Genomic DNA, 13,756 nt, shown 5'->3' on the forward strand with positions numbered 1-13,756 from the left:
ATGCGGAGAGTGAGGCCGCGGGCGTCGGCCGCGTGTTAACCGCCCCCGCTTAATACATGTGGAGGCGGCTTCGCGCGCGTGCGCGCACCCCGTTGCAGCGGCACCCCGGCCGGCCTCCGCCCGTAGCCCCGCCAGGGCAACGCTCCCCGACCGGCCCTCTCTCCCCGGTCGAGGTCGAGCACCTGGCGGGGCCCTGCGCTTCAAGGAGGCTGCCGTGGCCGCGAGTTCGCGCCGGACGACTCCTCTTCCCCCGCACTGGGCCCGCCTTCGCCGCGCGGTGATGAACCGCGACGCCTGGCGCTGCCAGCACGTGCGCTACGACACCGGCGAGCCGTGCGCCGAGCCCGCACGCCACTGCGACCACATCGTCCCCGCCTCCGAGGGCGGCTCCGACGACCCCGCCAACCTCCGCGCCCTGTGCGACTGGCACGTGCTCCGCAAGGACGCGGCCGACGCCGGCCGCGCCCGCAAGAGGGCCGCCGCGGATCGCTGGCAGCCCGCCCGAACACGCCGACCACACCCCGGGGAGGTCCACTGAACGTCGACCCGACCGAGAAGAACCCGGCGGTGATCCGCGCCGCGCTGGTCGAGCTGTACGAGACCGAACTCGACCTTGAGCCGACCGACCTCGCGCTGATCGACGTCGCCGCGCCGATGCTCGCCCGCGCGGCCCAGCTCGACGCCGTGGTGAAGCGCGAGGGCCAGATGATCGAGGGTGGGAACCGGAAGGACATGATGGTTCTCCATCCCGGCATCGCGCAGGCCCAGCTCAACCGCACGCAGGCCGCTGGCCACCTCGCCAAGATCCGCGGGGAGGGCGACGGCAACCGCCGTGGCCACAACGCCCGCGACGCCGTGGGCGCCCGCTGGGGCAACCGAGTCTGAGAGGAGCCCGCCGTGGCACGCCGCAAGGCAGCACGGGCCGCCGGCCCCTCGGACGAGTCCCTGCGCATCGCGCGGACGATCGTCTACTACGAGGCGTGCTTGGACTCCGAGGTCCCGCATGCCATGGCCCGCGAGCTGTGGGCCCACGACATGACCACGCCCTTCGCGGCCGGTGAGCACGTCTCCATGGAGGCGGCCCGGCTGCTGGAGGACCGCGCCCGCCGGGAGGCAGCCCAGCCGTAGGAGGTGGCCGTCCTGACCATCACCTACGAGCCGCTCCGCACGATCCCGGACACCGTTCCTCACCCGCACCGCACGCTGGCGGGTGAGCTGCTGCGCTGGAGCGCCCGGGCGTTCCGGCCGGACTGGAAGTACACCCCGGAGCAGTGCCGCATCCTGGCGCGCTGGTACGAGCTGCGCGACGACGCCGTGCCCGAGGACCCGAACGACCCCGAGACCTGGGGCCGCGGATTCCGGCACGAGTCCGGCACCCTGCGCCGCCTGAAGGGCTGGGGCAAGGACCCGATGATGGCCTCCGTCTGCGCGATGGAGTTCGTCGGTCCGTGCCGCCTGGTGGGCTTCCGCGACGACGGTTCGCCGGTCGGCGGACCGCCGCAGGAGAGCTGGGTGCAGATCTTCGCGACGGCGGCCGGCCAGAACGTCAACACGATGTCGGCGCTGAGCACGATCTTCTCCCAGGCCGCGATCGACCGGTACGCGATCAAGCTCGGCCAAGAGGTCTGCTACGCCTCGCAGACCGACACCGACGGCCGGCAGTGCCGCCTGGAGGCCAAGGCCTCCTCCTTCCGCGCCGCGGAGGGCGGCAGGCCATCTCTGGCCCTGCTCAACGAAACGTGGCACTGGGTGGAAGCCACCCAGGGACCCCGCCTAGCGGCCACAATTCGCCCCAACGCCACCAAGGTTGGTGGGCGAACGATGGAGATCACCAACGCCCCGGTGATCGGCGAAGAGTCGGTCGCCGAGGGCACGTGGTACGCCTGGGAGAAGCAGCGCGACGGCGTCAACAGGGACGCGGGCATCTACTACGACTCGGTGGAGGCCCCTCCCGGGGTCGACCTCGCCGACGAGGACCAGCTGCGTGCCGCGATCCTGTGCGCCCGGGGCGACTCGGTCTGGATCAACCCCGAGCGGGTGATGAAGGACATCTGGTCGGCCAGCACGTCCGAGGACGAGTCCCGCCGGAAGTACCTCAACCAGCTCTCCAGCCACGATGACGCGCTGGTGGAGCGGGACACCTGGGACCTGGCCACGGTGGAGCCGGCCGACGGCATCAAGCCCGGCGAGCGGATCGTCCTGGCTTTCGACGGCGGCAAGACCGACGACTCGACTGCCCTGCTGGGCATGCGGGTTCGGGACCGGCTGGTGCAGCCGCTCGCGCTGTGGGAGAAGCCCGACGGCCCGGCCGGCAAGAACTGGGAAGTCGACGGGGCCGAGGTCAACGACATGGTCGACCACGTCTTCCAGAAGTACACCGTCGTCGCGTTCTTCGCCGACGTGAACGGTTGGGAGGGTCGCATCGCCGACTGGTCGGAGACCTACGGCAAGCACCTGCTGATCAAGGCGTCCGGGAAGTCGTCGGTCGGGTTCGACATGCGCGCCAACCAGCGCGAGATCACGGTCGAGCACATGGCGATGGTCGGTGCGATCGAGGCCCGGGCCCTGCCGCACGTGCGCGACTACTCGCTGACCCGGCACACCATGAACGCCCGCAAGCGCCCGAACAAGTTCGGCATCGGGTTCGGCAAGGAGTCCCGGGAGTCGAAGTTGAAGGTGGACCTCTACGCCACGATGGTGATCGCCTGGATCGCCCTTCGCCGCCTCATGGAGAGCGGCAAGCTCAAGCCCCCGAAGCAGCCCGGAACGCTACAGACCCGAGGAGGGTTCTGATGTCCCTCCCCGTCGTACTCCAGCGTGCCCGCCACGCGAAGGGAGTGATCGACCGCGACGCCGAGCGGCTGAACCTGGTCGACCGCTACGCCCGCGGCCTGCACCGCGCGCCGTGGATGCCGGCCAAGGCCAACGCGGAGTTCAAGGACCTCGTGAAGCGCTCGATCGTGAACGTCTCCGCCCTGGCGGTGGAGGCCCCGTTGAACGCCCTGCGCGTGCAGGGCTTCCGCAAGCCGGGCTCGGGCGAGAACGCGTACGAGTGGCGGTACTGGCAGAACAACCGGCTGGACGAGCGACAGAACGCCGTCCACCGCGCCGCGCTCACCAGCGGCGCGGCTTACGTGGTGGTCACCCCGGACCCGCGCAAGGGCCGCCGTGAGCCCTCGATCCGCGCATACGACGGGATCAACACCGTCGCCGTGTACACCGACCCGGCGTGGGACGAGTTCCCGGTGTACGCGCTGCACGTGCCCGAGCACCAGCCGGACGAGCAGCGCACGCTGGCCTGGCTGTGGGACGACGTGGGCCGGTACACCGTCGACCTGGAGGCCGAGCCGGAGGCCGCGGTGCTCGGCTTCGAGCCGCACGGCATGAACGTGTGCCCGGTGGTGCGCTTCTCCCCGGCCGTGGACCTCCGGGGCCGAACGAGGGGCCTGGTGGAACCCCTGATCACGCCGCAGGACCGCCTCAACCAGCAGACGCTGTCCCTGCTGCTCACCGAGCACTGGGGCGCCCACGCGATCCGCTTCGCCACCGGCCTCGCCCCCTCCGAGCGCCTGGACCCCGAGACCGGTGACCCGCTGCGCGATCCGGAGACCGGCGAGCCGGTGTACGACGTTCCCTCGCTGGACCCCTCCACTCTGCTGATGGCGCCCAACTCGGACGCGAAGTTCGGGCAGCTCCCCGCGATGCCGACCGGCGATCTGCTGGCCTCCCGCCGTCAGACGATCGAAGAGATCATGGGTCTGGCCGACGTGCCGCCGCACTACCTCGCCGGGTCGAACCTGGTGAACCTGAGCGCCGACGCCCTCGCAGCCGCGGAGACCAGCTTCAAGCGGTTCCTGTCCACGCTCCAGGACTCGCTGGGCGAGTCGTGGGAGTCGGTGTTCCGGCTGTGCGCGCTCGCGGCCGGCCGGGGCGAGATCGCCCAGGACGAGAGCCAGGTCGAGTGGGCCGAGAAGGCCACCCGCAGCCTCGCGCAGGCCGCCGACGCCATGGTCAAGCTGATGCAGCAGGGCGTCCCCCTGAGCGTCGCGCTGCGCAAGGTCCCCGGCTTCAGCCAGGCCGATATCGACGAGGCGGTGAAGGCCGCCGAGGAGGCCGCCCGCAAGGCGGAGCAGGCCGAAGCCGAGGCCCTGAAGCAGCAGAAGGAGGCGACGGCCGGTGGCGTGGATTCCAAGGTCCGCCGAGATCCTGCGGGCGGTGGCCGCGTACCAGCTCGCGCAGGAAGCGCTGGCCGGTAGGTTCGCGGCCCGCTGGGCGGAGGCCCTGGCCGCCGTCGAGGCCCGCGACGTCGCCAGCTCGCTGACCGAGCTCGAAGCCGAGTACGCAGCGGCGATCCGCGAATCCGCGGTGGCCTCCCGGGCGCTGTCGGTCGCCTTCTACCGGCTGGTCCGGGCGCTGGAGACCGGCCGTGTGATCGGAGGCCCCGGCTACCGCCCGGGTTCCTCGCTCGGCTCCCTGTGGGCCGACTTCAACAAGCTCACGGGCAAGCGGACCGGCTCCGGACCGTCGACGCCTCTGCCCGTGGACACCCGCAACCCCTTCCCCGCCGCCGACCTCAGCCGCGAGGCCGAGCGCGCCGCCGAGGCGTTCCGCCACCAGGTCGCCGACCGCGTCGCCCGGCACGAGCGCGAGCGCGCCGGCCGGGGCTCGGCCGCGCTGGACGACGCCGAGCTGATCGCCTGGGAGAAGGAGTTCCTGGAGTCGCTGCGCACCGGCAGCACGGGGGCGGGCGGGATGCTCGTCCAGGACGCCGGTCGGGACGCGATCCACGCCGCGCTGCAGGACGACCCCGGGGCGATCGGCTACTACCGCAAGACCGACGCGAACCCCTGCTACTTCTGCGCGCTCATGGCCTCGCGCGGCGCGGTCTACAAGTCGAAGCGCACGGCCGCGTTCGGCGCGCACCCGCACTGCCACTGCCAGGCCGTTCCGATCTTCTCCCGCCGCTACCAACTCCCCTCCGAGAACCACAGGTTCGCCCGGATGTGGAAGGACTTCGGGGGCGGCTCGCTGGCGGACTGGCGCACCTACTACACCAAGACCTAGGAGAGAGATTGTCCGAGCAGTCTGAGACCCCGACCCCGGCCGAGGCGATCCCCGGCGGCGTGGCCCACCCGGACACCCCGCCGGCTACCCCGGAGCCCGAGGCGGACCCGGCCGCGGAGGGCGGCGAGGAGAGCGCCGTCCCGAAGCCGGTGGAGCCGGACTACCGGGCGCTGTACGAGAAGATCCAGGCCGACCTGGACGCCACCCGCGAGCGCGGCCAGGAGGCCGGCGTCGAAGCGGACGAGCTGCGCGCCCAGGTGGCCCAGCTCCAGGAGCAGGCGCTTCGGGACCGGATCGCAGCCGAGTACGCCCTGCCGCCGGTCCTCGCCGCCCTCGTACAGGGCGGTGACGAGGCCGCCGTACGGGCGCACGCCGAGCAGCTGGCCGCCGTCGCCGCGCCGAAGCCGCTGCTGGGCGCGGGCGGGCTGACCCCGCACTCCGAGCCCGACCCGTACAAGGGCCTGGCCGATCGACTGCGCAAGCGCCGCTACGGCTTCTAACCCCCACCCGCACCGCATGAGGCCGTCCCGTCCCGGGGCGGCCTTCCGTCTTCCCGAGGAACAGCGCTATCTCTCTCAACAGCAACCGGGCCAACGCCTTCCAGAACCCCGACAAGCTCGTCCAGGCGGCTCTTGCCAACCTCAAGGACAGCGTCGTCCTGGCGGGCATGTTCGACCGCCGGGCCGCGTCCGAGTTCGTCAACGCCACCGGCCAGGTCATCAACATCCGCCGCCCCGCCCGCCTGAAGGGCGCGGAGGAGGCCATCGACGCCAAGCGCAAGTTCAACGACGCCTCCACCTGGATCCAGTCGGAGAACCTGAACGAGGGCCTGCTCACGGTCAAGCTCGACACCCACGCCTACTCCGCGGTGGACCTCTCCGACGCCGAACTCTCCCTTGACCTCCTGTCGTTCGGCGAGCAGGTCATGGTCCCGCAGATCGACTCCATCACCGAGCGCCTGGAGAACAAGGTCGCCTCCGCGATGACCGAGTTCCCCGAGGTCGCCACCGCCGCGAAGATCCCGGCCGACCTCACCAAGGCGGGCAGCGACGAGCAGGCCGGCCAGATGATCCGCAAGGCACTCGCCCGCCTGCGTGTCCAGCTCAACAAGGAGAACATCCCGAGCGAGGGCCGGACCGTCGTCCTGGGCTCCGAGGCCGCGTTCTACCTCCTCAACGACCCGAACATCCTCAAGGCCAACGAGCACGCCGACGGTGGCGCGGCCCTGAAGGAGAGCACCCTCGGGCGCATCCACGGCTTCCGCCTGGTGGAGTCCACGAACGACAAGCTCAACCCGCTGGGCGTCTACGCCTTCCACCGCTCCGCGATCCAGCTCGTCTCCGGCGCGCCGTCCGTCCCGGAGTCCGCGAAGGGCGGCCGGCAGAGCGCGGAGGGCTTCGCCCTGCGCTGGATCAAGGACTACAACTCCGGCGCGGCGATGGAGCGTTCCTTCCTCTCCTCCTACTGGGGCGCCACCCTGGTCACCGACCTGAAGAAGGGCGAGACCAACTGGCAGGACCCGAAGAACATCGTCAAGGTGCGCGGCGTCAAGGTCACGTTCACCGGCGAGCCGGCCGCCACCGCCGCGAAGTAAGGGGGCCGCGTGGCGCTCGATGTCGCCGACCTCTTCAAGCGCCTGGGAAAGCCCGCCCCCGAGCCCGGTACCCCGGACTGGGAGCGGGCGAGCGCCGCGCTGGAGGACGCCTTCTGGGTGATCGCCGCGACCGGCCACCCCGCCTGGTCGCCCGAGCGGCACCCTGCGGTGATCCGCACCCTGGCCCTGGCCGTCGCCGACCGCCGCTTCCGCAACCCCGAGGGGTACGTGCAGGAGCAGGCCGGCGAGGTCTCCTACCGTATGCCGGACGGCACGCCGATCGGCCTCGCCCTGACCCGGGGCGAGGTCGCCCTGATCGAGCGGACGGCAGGCCGCGGTGGTCTGCGCTCCGTGCAGGCCCGCCGCGAGGTCGCCTCGCGCGGGATGCGCGCGGGCTACCCGTTCCCGGACCCCGAGGACTCCTGGGGTGCGGCGTGAGCCTGCTGGAACGCGGCCGTACCCGCGTGACCGTCCACACCGTGGTCATGGTCGATGACGGCTACGGCGACCGTCGGCCGGCACCCGGGCCGAGCACCACGTACTCGGCGTGGGTCGCCCCGGTCGGCGACGCCGCAGGTTGGCGGGCCCCGGTCGGTGCTCAGGTCGGCTGGTCCCCGCCGATCCGCCGCAAGATCGTCTTCCCGCCGGGCACGGTGATCGACAAGTGGTCCGCCGTCTCCTTCGAAGACCCCGGCGACCCCGGGACCCGCTGGGCCGTGGTGGACGCCCCGCGTGCCCACCACGGCGCTTCCGACCGGATGCGGTTCGTGACCGTGATCGTGGAAGGCGGTGGCCAGAGTGGTGGAGATCCGTCCTGACCTCGACTCCGTGATCGCCGGGCTCCCCGGGGTGATGGGCGCGCTCAAGTTGGAGGCGGAGGAGCGCAAGGCCCGTGTCGTCGCGAAGGCCGCGTTGCACATCGAGACCGGCGAGTTCATTGCCGGGCTGAAGGTGAAGCGGCATGCCAAGGGCTACTCCATCGTCAACGAAGACCCGCTGGCCGCCCACAAGAACTGGGGCGGCTGGAACGAGCGTGCCGGACGCCCCGTGGACGGCATCCACGCGATGGAGGCCGCCCTGTGGTGACCCCCGAGCCGTACCTGATGCCCGACTCCGAGCGGATCGTCCTGGACGCCCTGCGCACCGCCCTGCCCGGCGTCCGCTGCGCGGTCTACCTGCCCACCGACTGGCAGCTCACCCTGCGCGAGGCCGGCGGCCTGGTGATCGCCCGCCGCGTCGGCGGGACGATGAAGGACAAACGCTTCATCGACGAGGGCATGTTCACCGTCCAGGCCTACGCCACCTCGCGTGCGGACGCCTCCCTGCTCGCCCGCCGCGCCCGCGCCGGCCTGGTCCGCCTGACCTTCGAGCAGTTCGGCAACGCCGACGGCCATCTGTCCCGGTTCCGGGAGGCGACGGGGCCGTTCATGACCACCGACCCGATGACCGAGGCGCAACCCGACTTCTACCGGTTCTCGGCCAACTACATGATCGCTACAAGGCCCCGCTGACGGGCCGGAAAGGAGTCAGCATGGCTGCTGACGACGCCCCGGTCCTGGTACCGGGCACCGGATACATCTACGTCGCCCCGCCGGGCACCGCGCTGCCCGACCTCAAGCCGGGCTTCGACCCGAAGGACTCGACCAAGTGGGGCCCCGAGGGCCTGACCTGGAAGTCCATCGGCAACACCTCGCTCGACAACGGCATCGAGATGTCGGTCGACGGCGACGAGCCCGAGGTACTGGGGTCCTGGCAGAACAAGAGCCTGAAGACCACCGACCCCGGCAAGACCTACGCCGTGACGATCAACCTCAGCGACTTCACCGCGGAGTCCTACAAGCTGTACTACGGCACCGACAAGGGCCTGGACTCCAAGGGCCTGTTCTCGATTCCGACCAGCCCCACCGCGCAGAATCGCGCACTGATGATCGCGGCCGTGGACGGTGCGAAGTGCGTCGCCTGGCACTACCCGAAGACGTCGATCATCGGCGCGGACTCCGTGACCATGGACCCCGCCGCGCTCGGCGAGATGCCGGTTAAGGCCACCGTCGTGGCCCTCAACCAGAGCACGCCGCTCGGCAGCGTCACCCCCGTGTTCGACCTGGCCGCCGGCCTTCAACCCGCTGCCTGATCTTTCTCGTGAGCTAGTGGCGGCTGTGGCGGTCCCTGGCCCTTTCGCAGCTCTGCCTGGACCTTGCGGATCGCTCGAATCGAGATGATCGCATCCTCGCTCAGAGACGGAATCCAGCGCCTTAGCACCACGCGGAGGACGGTAACCACCGCAGCGGCACCGAGGACGACAGGCGCCAGCCAGCCAGGAACCTGCACTACAACTCCCTTGATCTGGCGGCAGATCGGGAGTTGACCTGTTTTTGGGCAGGCTCGACCCGACCTACCGCAAGCGGTAGGCGAATCGAGACCTGCCGGTGCAGGTTCTCGTACGGACGTTGAAGATCATCTCCAACGTCTAGGTGCAGCACTGTTGGGCTGCGCCTCTCTTCGAGTGCAGGGCTCTCCTCGACCGCCGGTCGAGGCATCACTCGCATGCGCCTGGAAGCAAGCCCCGAGCGCACCGGCACTCGGGGGGAAATAGCACACGAGATGAATCGGATGCATTCCCAACATCCGATGCCTGAAGGGCGACGACACAAATGCCCCTCGGCAGGATTCTCGTAACTCTAAGTAAGTTTTGTCAAACCGCCTGGAGGCATCCCTCTTGACCACCCTGGACTTCGCCGACCTCAAGGCCGAAGCCGATCGCACGCACGCAGGCAAGGGCCTGAAGTTCATCGCCGCCAGCGGCAAGAAGGTCCGCCTGCGCCGGATCGAGGCGCTGCCCGGCGGTGACCTGAAGGCGGCGCTTGCGCTGCTGGACGTCGTGCAGTCCGATAAGGTCTCCAACGAGCGCCGCATCGACGCGATGTCCGGTCTGCTGGTCGCGGTCGCCTCCGACAAGAAGGCGATGCGGGAGTCCGTGGACGCGCTGCCGCTGCCGGAGCAGATGAAGATCCTTGAGCGGTGGATGGAGGAGGCCGCGCCGGGGGAAGCCGCGGCCTGATCAGGCTGCTGGACGAGCACGGCGCGGAGGTCACCGCCGACCTTCGCCGCTTCTGCGGCGTGGACGTCCTGGACTGGTTCCGGGGCCGGCACTCCGCGCGCTTCGTCCTCGCCCTGATCGGGACCCTTCCCGACGACTCGGCGACGCTGGCCGCCCTGCGCGGTGGCCGTGAGGCACTGGGCTGGGATGCCAAGGCGTACGTGCTCGCGGACCTGGTGGACGCCGTGCAGGCGCTCACCCACGTCCAGGTCGCCAAGGCGTCGAAGAACCCGCGCACGGTCGAGAAGCCGTCGCCGTACCCGCGCCCGTACGCCAAGAAGTCCCGCCGGCCGACCGGTACCAGTCCCTTCGCCGCCGCGCTCCAGCGTGAGGTCGGAGAGGGCGGCGGCTCCGTGCTCGCCGAACCAACTTCCCCCCTTGCAGAAACGATCCGTCTCCCGGCGGCTGTGCTCGCGCGCTCCACCGCGCCGGTCCGGCCCGCGCCGGTCCGACTCACGTAGGAGGTGAGCCTGTGGCCGGTCCCGGCGGTAAGGAGGCCGGGCGCGTCCATGTGCGCGTCCTGCCGGACACCGACGGCTTCCGGGACCGCTTGAAGCGGTACCTGGAGATGCTGGAGAAGTACACCAAGCTCTCCGTCAAGCTCGATCTTGACACCACGGGCGTGAACGCCCGGTTGCGGGAGCTGACCCATGACCGCCAGGTCCGGGTCAACGTCGTCGCCGACACCGGCGAGGCCGCCGCCCGGATCGCCGCGCTCACCCGGGAGCGACGAGCGCGGATCTCGGCCGACGCTGACACCGCGCCGGCCGAGGCCCGGCTGCGGGCGTTCACCGGCCGCCGCTGGCGGCTGGGGGTCAACGTCCACCTCGCGAGGGGTGGGTTCGACCGGATCAAGTCCGGCCTGCGGGACATCGGTTCGGGGGCCGCGGAGGTCGCCCGGTCCTTCGGCCGGCTGTTCACGCTCAGCATCGAGCAGACGGCCTCCGCCCTCCAGGGCATCGGGTCGGGCATCACCTCGGCCGCCCAGGGCGCCCTGGGCATGGCGGCCGGGTTCGCCCAGTCGCTCGCGGCGGCGCTGCCGCTGCTGGTGGCGGTCACCGCCATCGCCTCCTGGGTGACGGTCGTCGCCTCCGGGCTGATCGCCGTCCTGGCGCTGGCCGCGCTGCCGGTCCTGCCGATCGGCTTGGCCGCGATCGCGGCGGCCGGCGACATGAAGACCCTCGGCGACAACGCCGAGGAGGCGATGCAGAAGGCGTCGGCGGCGCTGAAGCCCGCGACGGCGCTGATGCGCTCCGAGTTCGGGGGCGCGCTTCGCGACATCACAGGCTGGTTCAAGCAGGCCGAGCCGGTCCTGAAGTCGTTCTTCGACTCGGGGGCGCAGTTCGTACGTCCCATGGTGAAGTCGATCCTGGACTTCACCGACGTCCTCTTCCCCAAGCTCACCGAGGCGATGAACTCGGCGGGGATGAAGGCGTTCACCGACGCCCTCCCGGCCGCGCTCGTCGGCATCGGGGCCAGCCTCGGCGACTTCTTCCTCGTCCTGGCCAACGGGGGTGACCGGCTCAAGGCGCTGCTGCCCCCGCTGAACGGGCTGCTCGACGTCTTCCTCCAGGGGATCGCCTCCCTGGCGGTCCAGTTCTCGCCCGAGATCGCCGCGTCGATCTCGTGGTTCGCGGGCAGCCTCCAGCAGTTCTTCCAGGTCTTCAAGGACAACGCCCAGGCCACGGCCGCGATGATGCGGCTGGTCGACCTGGGCTTGCGCGCCCTGGTCGTCGGCTTCGACATCACCATGACCGCCTGGAACGCCCTGGCGGTCGCCGCCGTTGCCGCCTGGCACGCCGTCCAGACGGCGTGGGACGGGCTGACGGCCGCCACCTCCGCGGCCTGGTCCGCGGTGACCTCGTGGACGGCCTCGGCCTGGGCGTCGGTGACGTCCACCGTGTCGTCGGCGGCCAGCGCCGTGGGCTCGGCCGTGTCGTCGGCCTGGTCCGCGGTGACCTCCTGGACGGCCTCCGCGTGGTCGTCCGTGACGTCCGCCGTGTCCTCGGCGGCGTCCTCCGTGGCCTCCGCCGTCTCGACCGCGTGGAACAACGTCTCGTCGTGGACGTCGTCCGCGTGGAACTCCGTGACGTCGTGGACCTCGTCCGCCTGGGCGTCCGTGACGTCCACCGTGTCGTCGCGGGTCTCGGCCGTGGGCAGCGCCGTCTCGTCGGGCTGGAACAACGTCCAGTCGTGGACGTCGTCCGCTTGGAACGCCTGCTACAACGCCGTCACCTCCGCCTGGTCGAACATCGCCAGCGGCGTGTCCAACGGCATCGGCACGGTCGTCTCGTACGTCTCCAGCCTGCCGGGCAAGATCCTCTCCGCGATCGGCGACCTGGGCTCGCTGCTGTTCGACAAGGGCAAGTCGGCGATCCAGGGCTTGGTCAACGGCATGAAGTCGATCTCCGTGTCCGGCGTCGTCTCCAGCATCGTCGGCTCGCTCAACCCGTTCAAGGCCAGCATGCCCGCCGCCCCGGCTGCCGCACCGCGTTCCCTGATGGCCGCTCCGGTCATGGCGTTCGCCGCGATGCCGGCCGCCGCGTACGCGAGCCCGCTGGAGCAGGCCCTTCGCCCCGTCGCCACCGGCCTTCGCTCGCTCGACTCCTACGGCTACGGCCAGCGCGCCGCCGCCGGCCTGCGCCACTCGGAGCCCGCGTCCAAGGACGCCGGCCGGGCGCGCTACGGCGCACAGATCACCGTCAACGCCCGCACCAACGCGGACCCCCACGAGATCGGCAAGGCCATCGCGTGGGAGCTGAAGACCTCCGGGAGGTAGCTGCTTGGGGGCTCTCTCCCCACCCTTCATCGGCGACGTCACCGCCCACACCGCCCGCGTCTTCTTCACGAAGACGCCGGGCGCGTGGACGGACGTCGAGACCACCAACACCGCCACGGGCAAGGCGCACTACGACGCCGAAGACCCCCAGTGGCCGGGCACAGCCCTCGTCGGCGACGAAGGCCCGCTCGGCGACGACCCGCCCCTGGAACCGGACACCGAGTACCGGGTCCGCTACCACTGCACCGGCACCGACCTGGACGCCTGGTCCGAGCCAGCCGTCTTCCGGACCCTTCCGGATCTGCCCGCGCCGCAGCTTCCAGACGTAGGTCCCCAGCCCAGTGCCCACAACCCCTACACCGGCCAGCCGTGGACAGCGACGTGGGGCGGGCTGCTGCTCGGCGAGGACTCCACGGTCGTCCTGGAGGAGGTGGCCGGCCTCCTGGACGCCCCCGACGTCCGCAGCTCGGACGCCGAACTGCTTCAGCGCGACGGCCTCACCCCGGGCACCGACTACATGGGAGCGCGCACCGTCACGCTGACCATGCTGGCCCTGGACGACCACGAACTCCCCGACCTGCTGGCCGCGTTCGCCCCCGGCGGGCCGGAGCGGCCGTTCGCCTTCGCGTTCCCGGGGGTGGCCGGCGGGAGGGCGCGGATCATGGCTCGGGTACGCAAGCGCGCCGTCACCGTGGACCGCGAGTTCCACGCCGGTCGCCGCCGCGTCACCGTCGAACTCCTCGCCACCGACCCCCGGCTGTACTCGGCCGACGAGGCGACCGCGACCGTGGCGGTGGCCGCCCCGCGCGAGGGTAGGCCGATCTTCCCGCTGACGTTCCCGTTCGACATGGGCACAGGTCCCGCCGTCCGGGCCGCACCGGACATCACCAACACCGGGTCGGTCGACACCTGGCCCGTCGTCCGCCTCACCCCGCGCGCCGGGGAGGTGCGCGACCCGTCGCTGACCCTCGTCCACAACGGCGAACGCAAGCGCTTCGCGCTTCGTGGACTGCGGGTCGGCCGCGGTGACGCCCTGGTGGTCGACATGGGCCGCCGCCGCATCACCCTCAACGGCGCTTCGCGCTTCGGGCAGGTCGACCCGACCTCCACCTGGTTCTCCGTCCCGCCCGGGGCGAGCACCGTCCAACTCGACGTACTCGAAGGCCCCGACGGGGTCACGGCGGATGTGCAGTGGCGCTCCGCCTGGATGTAAGGACCCCTC

General features: G+C 71.0%; 17 protein-coding genes. All 17 read left to right on the forward strand.

The window, feature by feature from the left end:
- The first annotated feature begins 214 nt into the window (after positions 1-214).
- The 17 genes from ACWDCZ_RS03920 to ACWDCZ_RS04000 all read left to right on the forward strand — a co-directional run bounded on the left by ACWDCZ_RS03920 (position 215) and on the right by ACWDCZ_RS04000 (position 13,747).
- On the forward strand, positions 215-538 hold the full coding sequence (locus tag ACWDCZ_RS03920) for an HNH endonuclease (RefSeq protein ID WP_387969498.1): 324 nt from the start codon (positions 215-217) through the stop codon (positions 536-538).
- A 29-nt stretch (positions 539-567) separates the two neighbouring features.
- Positions 568-885, forward strand: a complete 318-nt coding sequence (locus ACWDCZ_RS03925) for a hypothetical protein (RefSeq protein ID WP_387969501.1) — start codon at positions 568-570, stop codon at positions 883-885.
- 12 nt (positions 886-897) lie between these two features.
- Complete coding sequence (locus ACWDCZ_RS03930; protein ID WP_387969504.1) at positions 898-1,128, forward strand: hypothetical protein; 231 nt, start codon at positions 898-900, stop codon at positions 1,126-1,128.
- A 3-nt stretch (positions 1,129-1,131) separates the two neighbouring features.
- Positions 1,132-2,793 carry a terminase gene (locus ACWDCZ_RS03935; RefSeq protein WP_387969507.1) on the forward strand — a complete coding sequence of 554 codons (1,662 nt, stop codon included), beginning with the start codon at positions 1,132-1,134 and terminating at the stop codon, positions 2,791-2,793.
- Positions 2,793-4,256 (forward strand): phage portal protein, encoded by a 1,464-nt coding sequence (locus tag ACWDCZ_RS03940; protein WP_387969510.1) that lies wholly within the window; start codon positions 2,793-2,795, stop codon positions 4,254-4,256. The genes ACWDCZ_RS03935 and ACWDCZ_RS03940 overlap by 1 nt, the downstream gene beginning before the upstream one ends.
- Complete coding sequence (locus tag ACWDCZ_RS03945) at positions 4,177-5,064, forward strand: VG15 protein (RefSeq protein ID WP_387969513.1); 888 nt, start codon at positions 4,177-4,179, stop codon at positions 5,062-5,064. Before ACWDCZ_RS03940 ends, ACWDCZ_RS03945 begins: the two co-directional genes overlap by 80 nt.
- Before the next feature lie 8 nt (positions 5,065-5,072).
- On the forward strand, positions 5,073-5,564 hold the full coding sequence (locus ACWDCZ_RS03950) for a hypothetical protein (protein WP_387969516.1): 492 nt from the start codon (positions 5,073-5,075) through the stop codon (positions 5,562-5,564).
- 68 nt (positions 5,565-5,632) lie between these two features.
- Positions 5,633-6,658 carry a P22 phage major capsid protein family protein gene (locus ACWDCZ_RS03955; RefSeq protein WP_387969743.1) on the forward strand — a complete coding sequence of 342 codons (1,026 nt, stop codon included), beginning with the start codon at positions 5,633-5,635 and terminating at the stop codon, positions 6,656-6,658.
- Positions 6,659-6,667: 9 nt separating this feature from the next.
- Positions 6,668-7,096, forward strand: a complete 429-nt coding sequence (locus ACWDCZ_RS03960; protein ID WP_387969519.1) for a hypothetical protein — start codon at positions 6,668-6,670, stop codon at positions 7,094-7,096.
- The gene (locus ACWDCZ_RS03965; RefSeq protein ID WP_387969522.1) at positions 7,093-7,476 is read left to right on the forward strand and encodes a hypothetical protein; all 384 of its coding nucleotides are present in this window, start codon (positions 7,093-7,095) and stop codon (positions 7,474-7,476) included. Before ACWDCZ_RS03960 ends, ACWDCZ_RS03965 begins: the two co-directional genes overlap by 4 nt.
- Complete coding sequence (locus ACWDCZ_RS03970) at positions 7,460-7,744, forward strand: DUF5403 family protein (protein ID WP_387969525.1); 285 nt, start codon at positions 7,460-7,462, stop codon at positions 7,742-7,744. The genes ACWDCZ_RS03965 and ACWDCZ_RS03970 overlap by 17 nt, the downstream gene beginning before the upstream one ends.
- Entirely contained in the window at positions 7,741-8,169 is a 429-nt protein-coding gene (locus ACWDCZ_RS03975) for a phage tail termination protein (RefSeq protein WP_387969528.1), read from the forward strand. The genes ACWDCZ_RS03970 and ACWDCZ_RS03975 overlap by 4 nt, the downstream gene beginning before the upstream one ends.
- A 20-nt stretch (positions 8,170-8,189) precedes the next feature.
- Entirely contained in the window at positions 8,190-8,789 is a 600-nt protein-coding gene (locus tag ACWDCZ_RS03980; RefSeq protein ID WP_387969530.1) for a phage tail tube protein, read from the forward strand.
- 585 nt (positions 8,790-9,374) lie between these two features.
- On the forward strand, positions 9,375-9,716 hold the full coding sequence (locus tag ACWDCZ_RS03985) for a hypothetical protein (protein ID WP_387969533.1): 342 nt from the start codon (positions 9,375-9,377) through the stop codon (positions 9,714-9,716).
- On the forward strand, positions 9,677-10,216 hold the full coding sequence (locus tag ACWDCZ_RS03990; RefSeq protein WP_387969536.1) for a hypothetical protein: 540 nt from the start codon (positions 9,677-9,679) through the stop codon (positions 10,214-10,216). The genes ACWDCZ_RS03985 and ACWDCZ_RS03990 overlap by 40 nt, the downstream gene beginning before the upstream one ends.
- A gap of 11 nt (positions 10,217-10,227) precedes the next feature.
- A complete protein-coding gene (locus ACWDCZ_RS03995) occupies positions 10,228-12,534 on the forward strand; it encodes a phage tail protein (RefSeq protein ID WP_387969539.1) in 2,307 nt (768 codons plus the stop codon).
- A gap of 4 nt (positions 12,535-12,538) precedes the next feature.
- Positions 12,539-13,747, forward strand: a complete 1,209-nt coding sequence (locus ACWDCZ_RS04000; protein ID WP_387969541.1) for a phage distal tail protein — start codon at positions 12,539-12,541, stop codon at positions 13,745-13,747.
- Positions 13,748-13,756: the final 9 nt, after the last annotated feature.

Source organism: Kitasatospora sp. NPDC001225 (assembly GCF_053597855.1).

Coding starts and splice junctions, on each gene's coding strand:
- ACWDCZ_RS03940 (WP_387969510.1), top strand. CDS start 2,793: ATGTCCCTCCCCGTCGTACTCCAGCGTGCCCGCCACGCGAAGGGAGTG.
- ACWDCZ_RS03980 (WP_387969530.1), top strand. CDS start 8,190: ATGGCTGCTGACGACGCCCCGGTCCTGGTACCGGGCACCGGATACATC.